Origin of the sequence: Stenotrophomonas rhizophila, assembly GCF_007667275.1 — a bacterium.
Taxonomy (GTDB): domain Bacteria; phylum Pseudomonadota; class Gammaproteobacteria; order Xanthomonadales; family Xanthomonadaceae; genus Stenotrophomonas; species Stenotrophomonas maltophilia_AE.
This window is the reverse complement of sequence record NZ_VDQT01000005.1, coordinates 341057-361988: the sequence shown is the minus strand read 5'-3', so window position 1 is coordinate 361988 and position 20932 is coordinate 341057. Positions and strand designations below refer to the sequence as shown.

Annotated in this window: 19 protein-coding genes; 9 read left to right on the top strand and 10 right to left on the bottom strand. The window is 68.1% G+C overall.

What is annotated here, in order from left to right; translation table 11 throughout:
• Window positions 1-98 precede the first annotated feature (98 nt).
• The 3 genes from FSZ13_RS16800 to FSZ13_RS16790 form a co-directional block, all read right to left on the bottom strand.
• Window positions 99-1370, bottom strand: coding sequence for a sensor histidine kinase (locus FSZ13_RS16800; protein ID WP_145481560.1), 1272 nt, complete (start codon window positions 1368-1370; stop codon window positions 99-101).
• A 54-nt stretch (window positions 1371-1424) separates the two neighbouring features.
• Window positions 1425-2138 (bottom strand): response regulator transcription factor, encoded by a 714-nt coding sequence (locus tag FSZ13_RS16795; RefSeq protein WP_019182442.1) that lies wholly within the window; start codon window positions 2136-2138, stop codon window positions 1425-1427.
• An 88-nt stretch (window positions 2139-2226) separates the two neighbouring features.
• Window positions 2227-2877: an arylesterase gene (locus FSZ13_RS16790; protein ID WP_145481559.1), complete on the bottom strand. Its 651-nt coding sequence runs from the start codon at window positions 2875-2877 to the stop codon at window positions 2227-2229.
• A gap of 120 nt (window positions 2878-2997) precedes the next feature.
• Here FSZ13_RS16790 and FSZ13_RS16785 point away from each other — a divergent pair, with 120 nt between their 5' ends.
• The 3 genes from FSZ13_RS16785 to FSZ13_RS16775 all read left to right on the top strand — a co-directional run bounded on the left by FSZ13_RS16785 (window position 2998) and on the right by FSZ13_RS16775 (window position 6538).
• Window positions 2998-3597 carry an ABC transporter ATP-binding protein gene (locus tag FSZ13_RS16785; protein WP_145481558.1) on the top strand — a complete coding sequence of 200 codons (600 nt, stop codon included), beginning with the start codon at window positions 2998-3000 and terminating at the stop codon, window positions 3595-3597.
• The gene (locus tag FSZ13_RS16780) at window positions 3594-6077 is read left to right on the top strand and encodes an ABC transporter permease (RefSeq protein ID WP_145481557.1); all 2484 of its coding nucleotides are present in this window, start codon (window positions 3594-3596) and stop codon (window positions 6075-6077) included. Before FSZ13_RS16785 ends, FSZ13_RS16780 begins: the two co-directional genes overlap by 4 nt.
• Before the next feature lie 107 nt (window positions 6078-6184).
• Window positions 6185-6538, top strand: a complete 354-nt coding sequence (locus FSZ13_RS16775; protein WP_068849300.1) for a DMT family protein — start codon at window positions 6185-6187, stop codon at window positions 6536-6538.
• An 11-nt stretch (window positions 6539-6549) separates the two neighbouring features.
• Here the strand turns inward: FSZ13_RS16775 and FSZ13_RS16770 are convergent, their stop codons facing one another.
• The 6 genes from FSZ13_RS16770 to FSZ13_RS16745 all read right to left on the bottom strand — a co-directional run bounded on the left by FSZ13_RS16770 (window position 6550) and on the right by FSZ13_RS16745 (window position 12777).
• Entirely contained in the window at window positions 6550-7326 is a 777-nt protein-coding gene (locus tag FSZ13_RS16770) for a hypothetical protein (RefSeq protein WP_145481556.1), read from the bottom strand.
• A 128-nt stretch (window positions 7327-7454) separates the two neighbouring features.
• Window positions 7455-8435, bottom strand: coding sequence for a DUF6607 family protein (locus FSZ13_RS16765; protein ID WP_260844225.1), 981 nt, complete (start codon window positions 8433-8435; stop codon window positions 7455-7457).
• Window positions 8436-8488: 53 nt separating this feature from the next.
• A complete protein-coding gene (locus FSZ13_RS16760) occupies window positions 8489-9046 on the bottom strand; it encodes a Hemin transport protein (RefSeq protein WP_145481555.1) in 558 nt (185 codons plus the stop codon).
• A 5-nt stretch (window positions 9047-9051) separates the two neighbouring features.
• Window positions 9052-11247: a TonB-dependent hemoglobin/transferrin/lactoferrin family receptor gene (locus FSZ13_RS16755; protein WP_186308972.1), complete on the bottom strand. Its 2196-nt coding sequence runs from the start codon at window positions 11245-11247 to the stop codon at window positions 9052-9054.
• 160 nt (window positions 11248-11407) lie between these two features.
• Window positions 11408-11605, bottom strand: a complete 198-nt coding sequence (gene hemP, locus FSZ13_RS16750; protein ID WP_068849295.1) for a hemin uptake protein HemP — start codon at window positions 11603-11605, stop codon at window positions 11408-11410.
• 197 nt (window positions 11606-11802) lie between these two features.
• On the bottom strand, window positions 11803-12777 hold the full coding sequence (locus FSZ13_RS16745) for a potassium channel beta subunit family protein (protein ID WP_145481554.1): 975 nt from the start codon (window positions 12775-12777) through the stop codon (window positions 11803-11805).
• A gap of 213 nt (window positions 12778-12990) precedes the next feature.
• Between FSZ13_RS16745 and FSZ13_RS16740 the strand changes: the two genes are divergently transcribed.
• From FSZ13_RS16740 to FSZ13_RS16725, 4 genes are all read left to right on the top strand, one after another.
• Window positions 12991-14289: a NupC/NupG family nucleoside CNT transporter gene (locus FSZ13_RS16740; RefSeq protein WP_145481553.1), complete on the top strand. Its 1299-nt coding sequence runs from the start codon at window positions 12991-12993 to the stop codon at window positions 14287-14289.
• Between the two features lie 25 nt (window positions 14290-14314).
• A complete protein-coding gene (locus FSZ13_RS16735; RefSeq protein WP_145481552.1) occupies window positions 14315-15271 on the top strand; it encodes a ribokinase in 957 nt (318 codons plus the stop codon).
• A gap of 234 nt (window positions 15272-15505) precedes the next feature.
• Complete coding sequence (gene dusB / locus FSZ13_RS16730; protein ID WP_145481551.1) at window positions 15506-16498, top strand: tRNA dihydrouridine synthase DusB; 993 nt, start codon at window positions 15506-15508, stop codon at window positions 16496-16498.
• A gap of 43 nt (window positions 16499-16541) precedes the next feature.
• Window positions 16542-17366, top strand: coding sequence for a methyltransferase domain-containing protein (locus tag FSZ13_RS16725; protein WP_145481550.1), 825 nt, complete (start codon window positions 16542-16544; stop codon window positions 17364-17366).
• Window positions 17367-17468: 102 nt separating this feature from the next.
• Here the strand turns inward: FSZ13_RS16725 and FSZ13_RS16720 are convergent, their stop codons facing one another.
• On the bottom strand, window positions 17469-18512 hold the full coding sequence (locus tag FSZ13_RS16720; RefSeq protein WP_145481549.1) for a metal-dependent hydrolase: 1044 nt from the start codon (window positions 18510-18512) through the stop codon (window positions 17469-17471).
• A gap of 426 nt (window positions 18513-18938) precedes the next feature.
• Between FSZ13_RS16720 and metK the strand changes: the two genes are divergently transcribed.
• Both metK and FSZ13_RS16710 read left to right on the top strand, forming a co-directional pair.
• The gene (metK, locus tag FSZ13_RS16715) at window positions 18939-20150 is read left to right on the top strand and encodes a methionine adenosyltransferase (RefSeq protein ID WP_145481548.1); all 1212 of its coding nucleotides are present in this window, start codon (window positions 18939-18941) and stop codon (window positions 20148-20150) included.
• Window positions 20151-20285: 135 nt separating this feature from the next.
• Window positions 20286-20789, top strand: a complete 504-nt coding sequence (locus FSZ13_RS16710; protein WP_145481547.1) for an acyl-CoA thioesterase — start codon at window positions 20286-20288, stop codon at window positions 20787-20789.
• Window positions 20790-20932 lie beyond the last annotated feature (143 nt).

Genomic DNA, 20932 nt, shown 5'->3' with positions numbered 1-20932 from the left:
GCGCAGGTTGTTCGTGGTCATGCGTTATAGGGCCGATCAGCACGGTCGGCGGTCGTTCGGGAACCGACCCTACCGCGCTTGCGGACCGTCGAGGGGCGTCAGCGGTAGATGATCGTGGCCTGGGTGCCGACGCCGGGCTCGCTGGCCAGTTCGATCTTCCAGCCGAAGCGGTCGCACAACCGGCGCACGATCGACAGGCCCAGGCCGGTGCCCTGCGGGCGGCTCGGTTCGGCGCGGTAGAACGGCTCGAACGCGCGCGACAGCGCTTCGGCCGACATGCCGATGCCGGTGTCGCGCACCACCACCCGGTCGTCCAGCACGTCCACGTCGATGCGGCCTTCGTCGGTATAGCTGCACGCGTTGCGCAGCAGGTTGCTGACCACCACCTGCAGCACCCGCGGCGGGGCGTGCAGCTGCACCGGCGCCTCGCTGTGCACGTGGATCTCGACCGGGCGACCGGCCAGCAGCTCGCGCGCATTCTCCACTTCGTAGCGCACGATGTCGTTGACGTCGAACAGCTCGATCTGCGGTTCCACGTCGGCTTCGCGCGCCAGGATCAGGAACGCGTCGATCACCGCTTCCATGTCACGCCCGGCGCGCTGGATGCGATTCAGGCCACGGCGCAGGCGCGGGGTCATGTCCTGGTCGCCCAGCGCCATGTCGCTGGCCACCCGGATCACGGTCAGGGGGGTGCGCAGTTCGTGGCTGGCATCGCGGGTGAAGTTGCGCTCGCGTGCCACGTGTGCGGTGACCCGCGTGGCCAGCTGGTGCAGTGCCGCCGCCAGCTGCCGGGTTTCGCCCTGCATGTCGGCGGGTAGTTTGTCGGGTGCCAGGTCGGCCGCTTCCGGGTGGCCCGGGTTCCAGCGCGACACGCGGCGCGCCAGCCAGTTCACCGGCGACACCAGCCGTTTCGACGCGCGATAGGTGACCCACGAGGCGCCATACACCGCCAGCAGGGTCAGCAGCACCGGCACGATGCCGAACCAGAACGCCAGCATCTCCGCACGCGAGCGCAGGAACACCAGGTACAGCCGCCCTTCCGGGCGTGCGTCGACCAGCACCAGCTGGTCGTCGGCCTCCAGTTCGTGGAACCCCGGTTCCAGCGTGCGCAGGTTCGCCGGCAGGCTCAGTGCCGACTGCCCGGCTTCCAGCAGGTAGCCGCGGATGTTGCGCGTGTTCGGCGGCGGCTGCACCGGCGAGGCCGCGTGCAGGTTCCAGAAATAGGTGGCTTCTTCCTGCAGCGCGCTGCTGACCAGGCTGTGCTTGATCACCAGCGACACCAGCCACGCGCCCAGCAGGATGCCCAGGCTGGCAAGTACGGCCTGCAGGATGAAAACGATGCGGATCTTGCGCGGCAGACCGTGCGGCATTACGACGTCCAGGTGGTTCGGATGCCCCGGCTGGCGCCGGGGCATCGTGTCGCATCAGCTCATCGGCTGCGCGATATCGGCAATCCGGTAGCCGGCGCTCTGCACGGTGTGCAGCAGCGGACGGTCGAACGGCTTGTCGATGATCTTGCGCAGGTTGTACAGGTGGCTGCGCAGCGTATCCGAATCCGGCAGGCCATTGCCCCAGATCTCGCGCTCGATTTCCTGGCGGGTGACCACGCGCGGCGACTCGCGCATCAGGATGGTGAGCAGGCGCAGCCCGATCGGCGACAGCTGCAGCTCGGTGCCGGCACGCGTGGCCCGCATGCTGACCGGATCGAGCACCAGGTCGGCCACCTTGAGCACCTCCGACCCCACCTGGCGACGTTCGCGGCGGATCAGCGCGCGCAGGCGGGCTTCCAGTTCCTGGATCGCAAACGGCTTGGTCAGGTAATCGTCCGCACCGAAACCGAGGCCGGTCAACTTGTCGTCCAACGTGTCGCGCGCGGTCAGCATCAGCACCGGCGTCGACTTGCGGGCGTCGTTGCGCAGCCGGCGACAGACTTCGATGCCGTCCAGGCGCGGCAGCATCAGGTCCAGCACCACCACGTCGTAGCTGTTCTCGGCCGCAAGGCGGTAGCCGTCCAGCCCGTCCTGGGCGTAGTCGACCTCGAATCCGCGGCCTTCCAGGTATTCACCGATCATCTCGGAGATATTGCGGTTGTCTTCGACCACCAGCACCAGGCCGGAGGTTTCCTTTGTCTGACGCATGGGAGTCCCTCTTTCTTCAGCTTTGTGAAACATGCCGGATCGTCGGTAGACGCGATGTGAAGCCGCTCACACCCCGCTGAAATATTCATCACAGCAGGGGTTTCAGCAACGGCCAGACGTTCTCCAGCACCTGCGGCTGCGCAGCTGCGGTGGGGTGGAGGCCGTCCGATTGCATCATCCCGGGCTTCAACGCCACGTCTTCCAGCAGGAACGGCAGCAGCGGCACCTTGTACTGGCCGGCCAGCCCGGCATAGGTCTGGCGCAGCCGGTCGCGGTAGGCCGGCCCGTAGTTGGGCGGCACGTCGATGCCCAGCAGCAGCACCCGCGCACCGGCCTTCTGGCTGGCCACGATCATCTTTTCCAGGTTGCCGCGCAGCTGCGCCGGGGTCAGCCCGCGCAGCGCATCGTTGCCGCCCAGCGCGATCACCACCACCGACGGCCGGTGTTTCTGCAGCAGCGCCGGCAGCCGGGTCAGCGCGCCGGCGGTGGTCTCGCCGCTGATGCTGGCGTTGATGACCGCCGGCGGCGGTTTGACCTGCTGGTTGACCCGCTGCTGAAGCAGGTTCACCCACCCGGAGGCGGCCGGGATATTGTGGGCAGCACTGAGGCTGTCGCCCACCACCAGCACCGCGGGCCGGGTGTCGGCACCTTTGGCACATGCCAGCGCCGGCACCAGCAGCAACGCTGCCAGCATCCAGAACGAAAGGGCCGCGCGGCCCGCCCACTTTGCTCGGTACATTGGAGAATCCTCATCGACAGCCTGTCCCCCCGCAGCGCGCCCGTCGCCATCGCCGCCCACGACGTGGGCAAATCCGCGCGTGGCCCGGAGGGTGAAGTCCACATACTGGACAACATCGACATGACCGTCCATGAAGGCGAGAGCGTGGCCATCGTCGGCGCCTCCGGATCGGGCAAGACCACCCTGCTCGGCCTGCTGGCCGGGCTGGACCTGCCCAGCCGTGGCGACATCGCCCTGGCCGGGGCCTCGCTGGGTGCGCTGGACGAGGAAGCCCGTGCCCAGCTGCGCGCGCGCGAGGTCGGCTTCGTGTTCCAGAGTTTCCACCTGCTGCCGGCGCTGACTGCCGAGGAAAACATCGCGCTGCCGCTGGAACTGGCCGGCCGCGAGGACGCCGCGCGGGTTCGCGAGGTGCTGGCCCAGGTGGGCCTGGATCACCGCGCGCGGCATTACCCGCGCCAACTGTCCGGCGGCGAACAGCAGCGCGTGGCGCTGGCGCGGGCGTTCGTGGCACGCCCGCGGATCCTGTTCGCCGACGAGCCCACCGGCAGCCTGGACCAGGCCACCGGGCAGCAGATCAGCGACCTGCTGTTCGCGCTCAATGCCACCAGCGACACCACCCTGGTGCTGGTCACCCACGACCTGCGCCTGGCGCAGCGTTGCGAACGCATCTACCGGCTCGACGGCGGTCGACTGGTGGATGCGGCCGGAATCAACGCATGAACGTCCTGCGTCATGCCGCGCGCGCATTGCGGCGGGAATTCCTGGCCGGTGACCTGCTGACCGTGTTCGCCGCGCTGGTGCTGGGCGTGGCGGTGATGACGGCGGTGGGCACGCTGGTCAACCGGGTCACCCTGGCCCTGACCAGCAGTGCCGCCGAAATGCTCGGCGGCGACCTGGGCCTGGGCGGGCGCGAGGACGTGCCCCAGGCCTTCGCCGACGAGGCCAGGACGCGCGGGCTGGCCAGCACCCGCATGGTCAGCTTCCCCAGCGTGCTGTTCCATGGCGATGCCAGCCAGATGGCCAACATCAAGGCGGTCGGCGCCGGCTATCCGCTGCGCGGGGAACTGCGCGTCAGCCGCGCGCCCGGCGGCGCCGGCGAGGTCGCCGGAACCCCGCCGCCCGGCGAGGCCTATGCTGATCCGCGCCTGATCCAGGCCTTGGGCCTGAAGGTCGGCGACGCACTCGAATTCGGTGCCGGCACACTCACCGTCACCCGCGTGCTGCAGGCGGAGCCGGATACCTCCGGCGAGTTGATGCAGTTGTCGCCGCCGCTGCTGGTGAACCGCGTGGACGTGGACCGCGCCGGCCTGCTCGGCCCCGGCAGCCGGGCGTCGTACCGGATGATGTTCGCCGGCGACGCGGCCGCCATTGCCGATTTCCGCGGCTGGTTGCAGCCGCGCGCGAAGGGCCTGCGCATCGTCGGCATCGCCGACGCGCAGCGCGGCGTACGCGGCGCGTTCGACCTGGCCGGCCGCTTCCTGTCGCTGGCCGCGCTGCTGGCGGTGCTGCTGGCCGGGGTGGCCACCGCACTGGCTGCCAACCGCTTCGCACTGCGCCGCATCGACCAGGTTGCGGTGCTGCGCTGCCTGGGCGCGCGCCAGCGCGACATCCTCAGTGCGATGGCGCTGCAGCTGGTGCTGCTGGCCATTCCGGCATGCCTGGTCGGCATCGGGCTGGGCATGGCCGCGCAGGCCGGGCTGGTGCAGGCGCTGGGTGGCCTGATCCCGGGCCGGTTGCCGCTGCCGCAGGCGACCCCGGCGCTGAGCGGCGCCGGCATCGGCCTGGTGCTGCTGCTGGGGTTCGGCCTGCCGCCGCTGCTGCGGCTGCGCAAGGTGCCGCCGATGCGCGTGCTCAACCGCAGCTTCGCCACCCTGCCGCCGAGTTCGATGCTGGTCTACGCGGCCGCGCTGGCCGCCACCGTGGCACTGACCGTGCAGGCCACCGGCGACGTGCGGCTGGCGGCCTGGGTGCTGGGCGGGCTGGCCGCGCTGGCGCTGCTGGCCGGGGCCGCCGGCGCGACCCTGCTGTGGCTGCTGCGCGGCCTGCAGCCGCGCCTGCGCGGTCGCTGGAAGCTGGGGCTGGCCGCGCTTACCCGCCGCCGCGGGCTGGCGGTGATGCAGCTGGTCGGACTGTCCCTGTCGCTGTGCGCGTTGCTGCTGCTGTCGGTGATCGGCCCGGGGCTGCTGGCGCAGTGGCGCGACCGCCTGCCCAGCGACACTCCGAACTACTTCCTGATGAACATCCAGCCGGAGCAGCGCCAGGCGGTGCTGGACACCCTCGCTGGCCTGGGCGTGCGCACGCCGGGGATCGAGCCGTTCAGTACCGGCCGCCTGCTGGCCGTCAACGGGCGACCGCCGCAACGCCAGGAGCGCGAGGACAACAGCAATGGCGACGACGATGCCAACCGTCCGGTCAACTTCTCCTGGCGGCATGATTTCCCGCCGGCCAACACGCTGGTGAGTGGACGCTACTGGGCGCCCGGCAGCACCGGCGCCGAGGCGTCGATCGAAGAAGGCTGGTCGGAGCGCTACGGCATGCAGCTGGGCGACACCGTCACCCTGCAGATGGGCGAACAGGAGCGCACGTTCACCGTGACCAGCATCCGCAAGGCCGACTGGGACTCGTTCCGGGTCAACTTCTTCCTGCTGCTCAACGAGGGCGCGGTCGGCGATGCGCCGTACAACCTGATCACCGCCTTCCACCTGCCGCGCGCGCAGGCACCGGCGCTGGCCGGGCTGACCCGCGACCATCCGAACATATCGCTGCTGGATATCGACAGCATCCTGCAGCGGGTACGCGAGGTGGTGGACCGGGTCACCCAGGCGGTGCAGCTGGTGATGGGCTTCAGCCTGCTGGCCGGGGTGCTGGTGCTGCTGGCCGCGCTGCAGGCCACCGCCGGCGAGCGGCGCTACGACAGCGCAGTGCTGCGCACCCTGGGTGCCACCCGCACCCAGCTGCGCGGCGCGGTGCTGGTGGAGTTCGGTGCGCTGGGGCTGCTGTCCTCGCTGCTGGCGGTGGGCACGGCGGCACTGCTGGGCAGCGTGGTCGCCCGGCAGGTGTTCGAACTGCAGCTCAGCCCCCCGTGGGCCCCGCTGCTGGTAGGCGGCGTGCTCGGCGTGGCACTGAGCATGCTGGCCGGCTGGTGGGGCACGCGGCGGATCCTGCATACCCCGCCGGCGCTGGCCCTGCGGGAAGCCTGACAGTAGCGCCGGCCGTTGGCCGGCCCTTCAGGGCGGCAGGGCATCACGTGGTCCGGCCAACGGCCGGGGCTACCATTGCCCTTCCCACGTTTTCGAGACACCTTCCGATGCCCGGCACGTCGTTCACCGCCTACCTCTACCCCGTGTTGCTGCTGCTCGGCAGCAACATCTTCATGACCTTCGCCTGGTACGGCCACCTCAAGTACAAGAGCGCGCCGTTGATGATGGTGATCCTGGTCAGCTGGGGCATCGCCTTCTTCGAGTACTGCCTGCAGGTCCCCGGCAACCGGTTGGGCAGCGCGGTGTACTCGGCGCCGCAGCTGAAGGGCATGCAGGAAGTGATCACGCTGGTGGTGTTCGCGGTGTTTTCCGCGTTCTACCTGGACCAGCCGCTGAAGTGGAACCACTACGCGGCGTTCGGCCTGATCGTGGTTGCCGCGTTTTTGATGTTCAAGGAGTAAGCGCGCAGCGCTCACCCGGCAGCAACCAACGCGGCCAGTGCATCCTCATGCATGCGCTGCTTCATGGCGGTGCGTCCGAAACGCATCTGTGCAAGATCCGCACGCAGCGCATCGGCCTGCGCACGGCTGATCGATTCCGGATTGCCGACTTCGCGCATGGTCACCAGGGTGCTGCGGTCGGCGATTTCGGTGCGCACCCAGCCCGGCAGCTGCCGTTTCCACGCCTGGCGGCAGGCCGGCGCCTGCGACGCGTGGCGCGCGTCATCCAGCGAGCCGCGCTTGGCCGGCGGAACATGTGCGCGGAGCACCGCAACCTGGCGTTCAAGCTGGTCGGCATACCGGGTCGAGCTGCTGAGCCGATAGTCCTGGAAGTTGATCCAGCGCAGGTGTTGCAGCGGGTGTTCCGCGGTCACCGGCGCGGGCATGGGATTACGTGAGCGGCTGCCTGCCAGCCGGTGCAGGCCTTCCCGCAGCAACGCGATTTCGCTCGGTCGTGCCTGCAGCGCACGCCCGAAGCCGGCCTCCAGTCCCGCCTGGGCGATGCACAGGGACTGCGCGCCCGTGTCGCTCAGGGCACCAAACAAGCGCGGATTGCCCTCGATGAGCTGCTGGCAGGCGGCGTAACTGCGGTGCAACGACGCCGTGAGCACCGGCGGCAGGGCGATGTTGTCGATTCCGCTGAGGGGAAGGGGCGCCCCGCTGCGGGGCGTTGCGACAGGCGCGGCGCGCGTGCCCTGGAAGGCGGCGGCGGCGCCGACCACGGCAGTGAGCAGGTTCGGGAAATGCATGGCAGGAAGGACCTCTGTCTGCAGGTTCTTCCAGTAGCTGCCTGCCGTGGAGGAAGAACCTCCACGAATCCATCATCCAGCGCAGCCCCGCACCCGCACCGGACCAGGTGGGGATGCGGTGGCCTGCGTCATCGGGTTTCCGCTGGCGCCTTTTCCACCCACTGCTTGAACACCGCATCGATCTGCGCGTCCTTGACCTTCTTTCCGTCCTGGATGTCCTGGGCCTGGGTGAACAGCGGGATGATCATCGCCATGCCGTCGAGCTTCGTCTTCAGGTGTACACCCGGAGCCTGGCCGAGGAAGCCGTTCCAGCGCGTGCGCACCCTGGCCCAGTAATCGGCGGTGGCGGTCCAGTAGTCGTAGGCCGGCTTGAAGTCGACCTCGGTAGTGCGGGTGTAGTCGTTGAAGCCGAACTCGCGCGCGATCTCCTGCTGGCTGCCGTCGGCCCCGCGCAGGATCTTGGTGTTGAACTGCTCGTGGGTCCAGCCGTTGGGGGTCAGCGTATGCCGGTTGACCACCGCCAGCGCGTTGTAATCGCTGCGACGGGTGTATTCGCGGCGCGGCAGCGGCCGCCAGCCGGGGTCGCTGGTCCAGGTAGCCACGCCGTTGCGGTACTCCCATTTGCCGGTGCCGCAGTAGCGCGGTGCGTCGCTGACTTCATACACGCACTGGGTCCAGGCACCGGCCGTCACGGCCGGGTCGATCGCGCGCACCTGCCAGGTCTGGTCGGCGTTGAACTCGAAGCGGCTCGGTGCCTCGTACACCCAGTCCTGACGCCAGTGCTTGGTGACATGGCCGCTCTTGCCATCCACCAGCAGGTGCTGCAGCACGACCCGCTTCGGGCTGTCCTCGACCACGATCACTACTTCGTTGCCACCACTGCGCACCGCGGGCGCACGCTCGTAGCCAGGCTTGAGCAGGACGGTTTCGTCGAACGCGAAGTCGACGATGTGTTCGCCCTTCATCGCCAGGATGCTGGCGTGGTCGCGCGCCGCGTCGGCGGGCTGGGCGTGGGCGATGCCGCTGCCGGCAAGCAGCAACCACGCAACGCCTGCGCAGGCGCGTAGCGACACGCCATGCGTGTCCTGCGTGGTGCCTGGCGCGTGCATGGGACACGCGTGGCGTGTCGCTACGGATTTCAGATTCATCTTTGAAGCTGCCTTCAGGAGGAAAGTTGGATGAGCGGGACCACGTTGGCATCGTCGACCCACAGTTCGCCGTCGGCGCCCTCGACCCGCGCGATGCGGCGCGCCGCGGTCGCGCCCAGCGTCGACAGCGAGGCGACGCTGGCGGCCAGGCCCTGGGCGTCGCCGGCATGCAGGCGCAGCGCGCACATCCGCCACGGTTCGCCGCCCAGCCGCGTGGCCAGGCGACGCCACAGGCGTTCGGCCACGCCGCCGTCGTTGGCCGGTTCCGGCCGCGCCGGGAACGCCGACACCAGCCGGTCCCAGGCCAGGAAATCGCTGTCGGGCAGCAGGTACAGCCGCCAGCAGCAGCGTCCTCGGGCGTCGGCGAAGCACAGGCTTTCGCGGATGCCTTCGCTGTCCATGCCTTGGCAGGCGTGCGCAGAAACGGCGTGTTTCCAGCCGCCCAGCTCGCTGCTCTCGGGGCGGTACAGGCACAGCACCGTGCCCAGTGCCGCCAGCTGTTCCGGGGAAGGCAACTGGCCAGGGCGCAGGTACCGGTCGGGGGATCGCAATGCGGAAAGGGCTCGGCTCATGATGGCTACCAGCTCACGGCAAGGCTGGCCGATACGTTCCGGCCAGGGTTGGTGTAACGGTCGATCACGCTGCTGTTGGTGGCGAGCGTGGAGGTGATCGACGAATAGTCGATGTATTTGCGGTCGCCGAGGTTGAACACGCCGACGTTGAACTTCGCCCCCGGGGCGAAGTCCCAGTGCGCGACCAGGTCCAGCACGCCGTAACCGGCGGGGCGGAACGCGGTGGCGCTGGCCATGCGGTCCTTGCGTCGGGCGAAGGTGCCAAGCAGTTCCACCCCCCACGCGTCGCGATCGAAGGCGACGCCCAGCGTGCCGCGCAGCGGATCGATCGATTCCAGCGGCACGTCTTCGGTCTTGTCCTGGCCACGCGACCACGCCACCGCGCCGTTCATCGACCAGCCGTCCAGCGTGCTGCTGAGCTGGCCGAAATCGACCCCGGCCTTGAGTTCGACACCGTAGATTTCCGCATCGGCGATGTTCTGCGACTGGAACACGATCAGACCCTGCGGATTGACGCCGACCTGGCGCTGTGACTCGATGAAATCCTTGTAGTCGTTGTAGTAGCCGCTCAGGCTCACGTACGCCGCCGGGGTGACCAGGCGCAGCCCCAGCTCCAGGCCGTCGCTGGTTTCCGGCTTGAGGTCCGGATTCGGAATGGCGGTGTACCCGAACATCACGTTGGTGAAGCCAAGGTTGACATCGTTGTAGGGCGGCGAGCGGAAGCCGTGCGAGTAGCCGGCAAACAGCGACCACGCATCGGCGAAGCGCCAGACCATGCCCAGCTTCGGGGAAACGCTGGTCTTGGTCAGGTCGGACACCGGCATGCCAGGGTTGTCCGCGGCGAAGATCGCATCCACGTCCGGGCGCAGCTCGTAGTGGTCAACGCGCACGCCCGGCACCAGCGAGAAGCGGCCATCGGCGAAGCGCATCTCATCCTGCGCGTACAGGCCCAGCTCGGTGGTTCTGCTGATCGGGAAATCGCGCACCGGGAACGCATCGGGCAGGATCGTGGTACTGGTCTGGCCGTTGGCAAGGACCTGGTAACCATCCCGCTTCTGCCGGGTTTCGGTCCAGGTGCCATCGAAACCATAGGTCAACGCGTGTTCGACCGCGCCGGTCTGCAGCGCTTTGTGGAACGCCGCCTGCAGGCCGTAGACGCGCTGGTCGAAGTTGAACTCGCGGTGGCGCGTGGTGCGGTTGGCGCGCTGTTCGTCGGTACGCTGGGTGGTTTCGCTGTCCTGGCGGTACAGCTGCCAGGACAGGCTGTCGGCGAAGCCAGCGGCGAGGTTGTCCATCTCATGCGCGAACGACACGCGCGCCCGGGTCTGGTGGTCACGCGCCTGCATGCCGGTGGTGGTGGTGTGGTCGATGGCCGACAGCACGTCGGTGTCGACGCTGTCTTCGTTGCCTTCCACGGTCAGCCGGAAGCGCTGGTCCTCGCTGGGGGCGTACACCAGCTTGCCCAGCACGCTGCGGCCGTCACGCTCCTGCGGGTTGGCGGCGGTGCGGGTGCGGTCGTTGCTGCGCACGTCGCCCATGCTTTCGGTTTCCTGCCCTTGGCGATGGTTGATGTTCACCATCCCGCTCCAGCGATCGCCGCCGAAGGCCGTGGTCGCGCTGCCGAGCAGGCCGTTCCATTCGCCGTCGTAGCCGAACTTCAGTCCGACATGGCTGTCCTTGCCGTCCTTGAGGTAGTCGGCCGGGTCCTTGGTGACGAACGCCACCACCCCGCCGAGGGCGTCGGAGCCGTACAGCGCGCTGGCCGGGCCGCGCACGATCTCGACCCGCTTGAGCGTTTCCAGGTCGGTGAAGTTGCGGTTGGCGTCGGAGAAGCTGCCGATCAGGAACGCCTTGGGCATGGCGATGCCGTCGGTCTGGACCAGGACGCGGTTGCCGTCCAGGCCGCGGATGCGGAATCCGCCCAGGCCGAACCGCGCCGGGCTGCGGGTCACCGAGATACCGGGTTGGTAGCGGACCAGGTCCTTGATGTCGCGGACCAGATGGTCATCCAGCTGCTCGCGGTCGATCACATCGACCGTGGCGGCCACGTCGCTGAGCGCACGTTCGGTGCGGGTGGCGGTGACCTGCACGCGATCGAAATCACGCGCGTTGGCGGCATCGGGGCTGGCGGGGGCGGCGGCGTGGGCAGCAAGCGGCAGCGCCAGCCACACGGCAAGGCTCAAAACGGCAGGACGGGTCATGGGGTGGGCGGATTTCGCTGGGCGCGGAAGGAGACCCCCGACCGACGCCCGGACCGCAAGGTCGCAGGCGACGTGCCGAGGGGGAGAGAGCGGTGGCGGCGGCGGGCGGACGGTGCACCCGAACGGCCGCGCGGGTGCATCCCGTGGGGGAGGCAGGCCGTTACTTGGTGAGGATTAGCTTGTCGTTGCTGGTATGGCGCAGACGGTAGAAGCGGTCACCGTGCTGGATCAGGATTTCGCGGCGACCCTTGAGCAGGGCCTCGCTGTCGATCACTTCTTCGGCCGGAACGGCCCGGACCGGACGGTCGCGAAGGGTCAGCGTTTCGGGGCGCAGCAGTACAGCAGCTTGAGTATTCATCGTCTGGACTCGTGCGAGGGACGACTTAGATGATAATGATTCTCAGTTGACAATCAACAACCATTCTCATGTTCATTGATGGAATTGATGATCGATTTCTGGATTTCGATTGATGTGATCTATTGGTAGAGCCACGCCCTGCGTGGCTGTGCGCGTGGAATCAGGCACCGCGAAGCCACGCAGGGCGTGGCTCTACGTCAGGGGGCGAAGACTGCTTCCACCCGGCTCCAGTCGGCGTCCGCGACCTGCTCGAGGACGTCAAGGGCGCCCAGGTTCTGCTCCAGCTGGCTTACCCGGCTGGCGCCGAGGATCACGCTGGACACGTTCGGGTTGCGCAGGCACCAGGCGATGGCCAGCTGCGCCGGGGCGTGGCCCAGTTCGGCGGCCAGGGCGCTGAAGTCGCGCACTCTATGCAGGCGCTGCTCGGCCTGATTGCCCAGCACCAGGTCCTTCAGCCAGCCCATCTGGCCCTGGCCCAGCCGCGACTCCGGGTCGAAGCCGGCGTTGTACTTGCCACTGAGCAGGCCCGACGCCAGCGGCGAGAAGATCGTGGTGCCCAAGCCCGGGTCTGCATACAGCGGGGCGTATTCGCGCTCCACCCGCTCGCGGTGCAGCAGGTTGTACTGCGGCTGTTCCATGCTGGGCAGGTGCAGGTTGTGGGCGCGGGCGAAGTCGACCGCTTCCTGGATCTGCGCCGCCGACCATTCCGAGGTGCCCCAGTACAGCACCTTGCCCTGCTGGATCAGAGTGTCCATCGCCCGTACCGTCTCACCGATCGGCGTGTCCTGGTCCGGCCGGTGGCAGTAATACAGGTCCAGATAGTCCACCCGCAGGCGCTTGAGCGCCGCGTGGCAGGCGTCGGTCACATGTTTGCGCGACAGTCCGTGCTGGGTCGGCCGCGGATCGTCGACCGAACCGAAGAACACTTTGCTGGACACGCACACCCCGTCGCGCGGCAGGCGCAGGTCGGCGATCACGTCGCCCATCACCTGCTCGGCACGGCCGCGCGCGTAGCCCTCGGCGTTGTCGAAGAAGTTGATGCCGTGATCCCAGGCGCAGGCGACCAGGTTGCGGGCCTCGTCGCGCCCGATCTGGTCGCCGAAGGTGACCCAGGCCCCGAAAGACAGGGCCGACAGCTTCAGGCCGGACGAGCCCAGGCGGCGGTAATGCATGCGATTCTCCTGCGGAAAAGGTAGAAAACTGAACGCGTTTGGCTGCGCCGGGACGCGGCCCGGGCGTGGCCCACCAGTGTAGCCGTGGCGGGCCCGCCCCTTGGCGTTGCTTGCCCGATCGCGGCCAATCGCCCCCCGCACGCGGCTTTTCCTTGCTCCGCCCCTGCCGCTGCTCTAGGCTTCCCGTTTTTCGCGGCGCCCCAGGGGAGTCTCATGGTCGAAGGTTTGGGCAGGATTGGCTTCGGCCTCTTTGGGTTGGCAGTGCTGATCGGCATCGCCTGGCTGTTCTCCAACAACAAGCGCGCCGTCGACTGGCGCCTGGTGGTCACCGGTATCGCCCTGCAGATCGCGTTCGCCGCGCTGGTGCTGCTGGTCCCCGGCGGCCGCGACGTGTTCGATGCGCTCGGCAAGGGCTTCGTGAAGATCCTGAGCTTCGTCAACGAAGGCTCCGGCTTCATCTTCGGCAGCCTGATGGACACCAGCCGGTTCGGTTTCATCTTCGCCTTCCAGGTGCTGCCCACCATCATCTTCTTCTCCGCGCTGATGGGGGTCATGTACCACCTCAACGTGATGCAGATGATCGTGCGCGGCATGGCCTGGGCGATCACCAAGGTGATGCGCGTGTCCGGCGCGGAAACCACCAGCGTCTGCGCCAGCGTGTTCATCGGCCAGACCGAAGCACCGCTCACCGTGCGTCCGTACATCGCCAGGATGACCCAGTCCGAGCTGATCACCATGATGATCGGCGGCATGGCCCACATCGCAGGCGGCGTGCTGGCTGCCTACGTGGGCATGCTCGGCGGCAACGACCCGGTGCAGCAGGCCTTCTACGCCAAGCACCTGCTCGCCGCCAGCATCATGGCCGCCCCGGCCACCCTGGTCGTGGCCAAGCTGCTGGTGCCGGAAACCGGCACCCCGCTGACCCGCGGCACGGTCAAGATGGAAGTCGAAAAGACCTCCAGCAACATCATCGACGCGGCCGCGGCCGGCGCCGGCGACGGCCTCAAGCTGGCCCTTAACATCGGCGCCATGCTGCTGGCCTTCATCGCCCTGATCGCCCTGCTCAACGCACCGCTGACCTGGCTGGGTGAAATCACCGGCCTGCAGGCCGCGCTGGGCCGCCCGACCGACCTGTCGACGATCTTCGGCTACCTGCTCGCCCCGATCGCCTGGGTGATCGGCACCCCTTGGGCCGATGCCACCACCGTGGGTTCGCTGATCGGCCAGAAAGTGGTGATCAACGAGTTCGTGGCGTATTCGAAACTGTCGGAAATCGTCAACGGCCAGGTGCCCGGCGTGTCGCTGTCGGCTGAAGGCCGCCTGATCGCCACTTACGCCCTGTGCGGTTTCGCCAACTTCAGCTCGATCGCGATCCAGATCGGTGGTATTGGTGGTCTGGCCCCGGAACGCCGCCACGACCTGGCCCGGTTCGGCCTGCGTGCCGTGCTCGGCGGTACCATCGCCACCTTCATGACGGCGACCATCGCCGGCGTGCTGACGCATTTCAGCTGATATCCGTTTTAGAGAAGCAATCTTTATGAGTAGCAGTGTCGTCGTTGTCGGTTCCTTCAACGTGGATCATGTCTGGCGTTGCGAGTCGCTCCCGGCCCCCGGTGCGACCATCGCCGGCCGCTACAGCACCGGTCCCGGCGGCAAGGGCTTCAACCAGGCCGTGGCTGCCCGCCGCGCCGGCGCCCCGACCACCTTCCTGTGCGCCCTCGGCGACGACGCCGGCGGCGCCATGGCCCGCGGCCTGGCCGAACAGGACGGCTTCGCCCTCAGCGCCGAAGCCAGCAGCGAACCGACCGGCACCGGCGGCATCTACGTCGACAGCCGTGGCCGCAACACCATCGTGATCGGCCCCGGCGCCAATGCCGCGCTCAGCACCGCCTACATCGACCAGCAGCGCGCGCTGCTGGCCGGCGCCAAGGTCGTGCTGGCCCAGCTCGAGTCGCCGGTGGAAACGATCGAAGCGGCCCTGGCCATCGCCCGCGAAGCCGGCGTCACCACCGTGCTCAACGCCGCCCCCGCCGACGCCCCGTCCAGCATCGGCCTGCTCAAGCTGGCCGACATCCTCACCCCCAACGAAACCGAGTTCGCCGCCCTGCTCGGGCGCCACGTCGGCGAACGCGTGGACGCCGACGACGTCGCCGCCCTCGACGGCGCCAGCCTGCACGCCCTGTGCCGCAAGCTGGTCGGCAACGGCACCGTGGTGGTCACCCTCGGCGCGGTCGGCGTGTTCGTCTCGCATGCTGAAGAAACCCTGCGCGGCGACACCCAGCCCTACTACCGCGTGGGCGCCGAACAGGTCCAGGTGATGGACACCACCGGCGCCGGCGATGCCTTCAACGGCGCCCTGGTCGCCTCCCTGGCCCAGGACCCGGACGCCGCGTTCTCGCGCCACGTCCGCTTCGCCAACCAGTTCGCCGGCCGCTCCACGGAAAAGGAAGGCGCCGCCGTGGCGATGCCGCATTTCACGCCCGCGGACGTGTAATGACGCGCGAAAATCCGCACGACCAACGGTCGTGCGCTACCGGAACCGGCGCGAAAGCGCCGGTTTTTTGTTTCAACTGGCCACCATCGCGCACCGGTGGAGACGCTGGAAGCAACCGTCAAGCATCTGCTCATGCCCGTACGGCATCAGGGCCTTCCGGATCGGCCTGAATGTGGGGCCGGATCGCAGGGCTCTGCGTGGTTGCCGGCCATGGGCCGGCACTACAATGGCCGCATGCAGATTGGTCCCTACAACATCCAGCCCAACGTGGTGCTTGCGCCCATGGCCGGCGTCACCGACAAGCCGTTCCGGCTGCTGTGCAAACGGCTCGGCGCGGGTCTGGCTGCCTCGGAGATGACCATCTCCGATCCGCGCTTCTGGACTACCCGCAAGTCGATCCACCGCATGGACCATGCCGGCGAACCCGATCCGATCAGCGTGCAGATCGCCGGCACCGAACCACAGCAACTGGCCGACGCCGCCCGCTACAACGTCGACCACGGCGCCCAGATCATCGACATCAACATGGGCTGCCCGGCCAAGAAGGTCTGCAACGCCTGGGCCGGCTCCGCTCTGATGCGCGACGAGGACCTCGTCGCCCGCATCCTCGGCGCCGTCGTCAACGCCGTCGACGTGCCCGTTACCCTCAAGATCCGCACCGGCTGGGACTGCGACCACCGCAACGGCACGCGCATCGCCCACATCGCCGAAGACAGCGGCATCGCCGCCCTTGCCGTGCACGGCCGCACCCGCGACCAGCATTACACCGGCAGCGCCGAATACGAGACCATCGCCGCGATCAAAGCCGCCCTGCGCATTCCCGTGATCGCCAACGGCGACATCGACTCGCCGCAGAAGGCCGCGCACGTGCTGGCGCACACCGGCGTCGACGCCGTCATGATCGGCCGCGCCGCCCAGGGGCGCCCGTGGATCTTCCGCGAAGTGGCGCATTACCTGGCCACCGGCACCCTGCTGCCGCCGCCGTCGCTGGACGAAGTGCGCGATATCCTGCTCGGCCACCTGCATGCCCTGCACGCCTTCTACGGCGAACCGCAGGGCGTGCGCATCGCCCGCAAGCACCTGGGCTGGTACGCCAAGGACCGGCCCGAGAATGCCGCGTTCCGCGCCGTCGTCAACCGTGCCGACGATGCCGCCGCCCAGATCGCCCTGACCACCGACTATTTCACTGCACTGGCCGCCGGCGAACCGCTGTCCTCCGCTGCCTGATCCATTCCCGATGCCGAGCCCGGCCCAGCGCCACGTGACCGCCATGACCCCGATTGCCGCCCCCACCTACCTGCACGGCTTCTCCGACACCGAACAGCACCGCCTGGTCACCCAGGCCCGGTTGCTGGAGCCGACCATCTTCAACAACATCGACTACAGCGGCGCCAAGCGCCTGCTCGAGGTCGGCAGCGGCGTCGGCGCCCAGACCGAGATCCTGCTGCGCCGCTTCCCGGACCTGCATGTCACCGGCGTCGACCTCAGCGACGCGCAGCTGGCCACCGCCCGCCGCAACCTGGAGAAGACCCCGTGGTGCAGCGAGCGCTACAGCCTGCTGCAGGCCGACGCCGGCAACCTCCCCTTCGGCGCCCGCGACTTCGATTCCGCCTTCCTGTGCTGGGTGCTCGAACACGTGCCCTCCCCGGCCCGCGTGCTCAGCGAAGTGCGCCGGGTGCTGGTCCCGGGCTCCCCGGTGTACGTCACCGAAGTGATGAACGCCTCGTTCCTGCTCGATCCGTACTCGCCGCACATCTGGCGCTACTGGATGGCCTTCAACGACTTCCAATACGACCACGGCGGCGACCCGTTCGTCGGCGCCAAGCTCGGCAACCTGCTGCTGGCCGGTGGCTTCCGCGACGTGCACACCGAGATCAAGACCATCCACCTGGACAACCGCGACCCGGCCCGGCGCAAGACCATGATCGCGTTCTGGGAGCAGGTGCTGCTCTCCGCCGCCGACCCGCTGCTGGAGGCGGGCCTGGTGGACCAGGAAACGGTCGACGGCATGCGCCGCGAGTTCAGCCTGGTGCAGAACGATCCGAACGCTGTGTTCTTCTTCTCGTTCGTGCAGGCCCGCGCGACGGTTTACTGAAAAGAATGGCGGGTACTGCTGACGGTGGTAGAGCCGACTGTTAGTCGGCTGGCCGCCGGCGCGCTGCGCGCAGCCGACTAACAGTCGGCTCTACCCCTTGGCTTACCGGTCCTGCGTCTGCGGGGCGTGCCAGATGCGTTGCCACATCGCCCCGAGGCGGCGCTTTGCGCGGGCCCGGCCCTGCTCGCCGTCGTACGCCGGGCGCAGCTGCTCGGGGGCGATCGCCACCCAGCGCTCGCCCTCGGCGCGCGCCACGGCGAAGGTGAAGGTGTAGTCCGGTTCCAGCCCCATGCGCAGGTCGCTCAGCTGCAGCCGGCCATCGACCACCTGCGCGCGCATGAAGCCGCGGTTGAACCAGTTCAACCGTGCCACCGCCGGAAGGTGTGCGGCCTGGCGCAACGCCTGCACGTTGGACGGGTACCCGCGGAAGGTCATCGGGCCGTGGTCGGCCACCACCGAGCGCTCGCCGATCACATACCCGCCTGGCGTCATCGCCACCACCTGCCACAGCAGCGTATTGAACGGCGTGGCCACCGAGAAGCGTGGCGCATCGCCCAGTCCCATCGCCGCCAGTGCACGGTCCGCCTCGCGGTCGACCTGCTGCTTGGCCAGCAGCGACCAGCCGAGGTACCCGGTGCTCAGGACCAGGCCGGCCAGCAGCGCCTTCTGCGCCAGCGGCCGGCTGCGCGCGAACCATGCCACCGCGCAGCCCAGCAGCAGCCACACCGTGTACAGCGGGTCGATGATGAAGACGCTGGACCACATCGTCGGCGGCGGCGTGAACGGCCACCACAGCTGGGTGCCGTAGACGGTGAACGCATCCAGCAGGGGATGGGTGACCAGCGCCAGCAGGATCGCCCAGAACCAGCGCGCGGGAGCCTGGGCCACCCGGCCGTTGCCGAAGCGTTTGAACAGCCACCAGACCAGCAGCGCCACCCATGGCAGTACCAGCATCGAGTGGCTGTAGCTGCGGTGCTCGGTCATCAGCGCCACCGGGTCGGTCGCGGTGAAGGCCAGCAGCAGGGCATCCAGGTCCGGCAGGGTGCCCAGCGCGGCGCCGGCAAGCAGGGCGGCGCGGCGGTGGCCGGCGGGGGCGATGGCGGCGGCTACGGCGCTGCCGAGAACGATCTGGCTTAGGGAATCCATGGGGCGATGGTACGGGACGGGAGTGCGGTTACGGGCGGGGCGGGTTACGGGCGCAGGATGATGGCTTTGACACGCATGGCGGGGTACGTGCGCAGGATCATGGCTTTGACACGCATGGCGCGGTCCCGTGCGCAGGATCATGGCTTTGACACGCATGGCGTGTCACTACGATCCGTGGTCGCTCGGGTTGGGGGTCGACCGGGTTGGGGTTGTCGGGGTGGGCGCGCCCGGGTTTCGGGGGCGCCGTTGTCACGCTGGTGGAACACTGGGCGCCGACGCTGGGGGCAATGGCGCTGCGGCGGGCCCTGGCGGTGGGCACGCCGGCTTAACCACGGGCAACTTCCGCTGGGCCACAATGCAATGGCGCGACTTGCCGTGTATCATGCGCGCCCATCTTTCCATCCGAATCAAAGGATATTACGCCTGATGTCCAGCTACCTGTTCACCTCCGAATCGGTCTCCGAAGGCCATCCGGACAAGATTGCCGACCAGATCTCCGATGCGGTGCTGGACGCGATCCTTGCCCAGGACCAGCGCGCCCGCGTGGCCTGCGAAACCATGGTCAAGACCGGCGTGGCGATCGTGGCCGGTGAAATCACCACCTCCGCCTGGATCGACCTGGAAGCGCTGACCCGCAAGGTGATCCTGGACATCGGCTATGACAGCTCCGACGTCGGTTTCGACGGCGCCACCTGCGGCGTGCTGAACCTGATCGGCAAGCAGTCGCCGCACATCGCCCAGGGCGTGGACCGCAAGAAGCCCGAAGAAATGGGCGCTGGCGACCAGGGCCTGATGTTCGGCTACGCCACCAACGAGACCGACAGCTTCATGCCGGCCGCGATCCACCTGTCGCACCGCCTGGTCGAGCAGCAGGCCAAGATCCGCAAGAAGAAGAACTCGCCGCTGTCGTGGCTGCGCCCGGACGCCAAGAGCCAGGTCACCCTGCGCTATGAGAACGGCGAAGTGGCCGCCATCGACGCCGTGGTGCTGTCGACCCAGCATGCGCCGGGGATCAAGCAGAAGGACCTGATCGAGGCCGTCCGCGAAGAGATCATCAAGCCGGTGCTGCCGGCCAAGTGGCTGCACAAGGGCACCAAGTTCCACATCAACCCGACCGGCAAGTTCGAGATCGGCGGCCCGGTGGGCGACTGCGGCCTGACCGGGCGCAAGATCATCGTCGACACCTACGGCGGCTGGGCCCGTCACGGTGGTGGCGCGTTCTCGGGCAAGGATCCGTCCAAGGTCGATCGTTCGGCGGCGTACGCGGCCCGTTACGTGGCCAAGAACGTCGTGGCTGCCGGCCTGGCCGACCGCTGCGAAGTGCAGGTCTCCTACGCCATCGGCGTGGCCGAGCCGACCTCGATCTCGGTCACCACCTTCGGCACCGGCAAGATCAGCGATGACAAGATCGAAAAGCTGATCCGCAAGCATTTCGACCTGCGCCCGTACGGCATCATCAAGATGCTCGACCTGATCCACCCGATGTACCAGCAGACGGCGGCCTACGGTCACTTCGGCCGCAAGCCGAAGGACTTCAGCTACCTCAACGCTGCCGGTGACACGGTCAACGCCACGGCCTTCTCCTGGGAGAAGACCGACCGCGCCGCCGCCCTGCGCGCCGATGCGAAACTGAAATAAGACGAAGGGCCGCGAAAGCGGCCCTTCTCTTTGGCGTAGGGACACGCCATGCGTGTCCGCGTGGAGTCGGACCTCGCTGGACACGCATGGCGTGTCCCTACGCCTGGTGGCGTCCCGGGGCGTTAGTATTTCCCCATGCCTACCGATATCAAATCCCACCAGCTGACCATGACCGTGCTGATGTCGCCGGAGATGGCCAACTTCTCCGGCAAGGTCCATGGCGGGGCGATCCTGCGCCTCCTCGACCAGGTTGCCTATGCCTGCGCCAGCCGCTACGCCGGACGCTACGTGGTCACCCTGTCGGTGGACCAGGTGACGTTCCGCGAACCGATCGCGGTGGGCGAGCTGGTCACTTTCCTGGCCTCGGTGAACTACACCGGCACTTCGTCGATGGAGGTCGGGGTGAAGGTGGTGGCCGAAGACATCCTCAAGCGCAGCGTGCGGCATGCCAACAGCTGCTTTTTCACCATGGTGGCGGTGGATGACGACGGCCGCCCGACCCCGGTGCCTGCGCTGGAACTGGAGAGCAGCAACCAACGCCGCCGGCACGCTGCAGCGTTGTTGCGACGTCAGTTGCGCGGTGAAATGGAGCAGCGCCAGCGCGAACTGCTGGCGTCGAATCCGCCTTCGGCGGAATAAGCGTCACGACCAACGGTCGTGACCTACCGCCGGTGGGTTGCGTGCGTCACGACCAACGGTCGTGACCTACCCTGGTGGGTTGCGTGCGTCACGACCAACGGTCGTGACCTACCGGCGGTCGCGTATCTGACCACTACGCAATG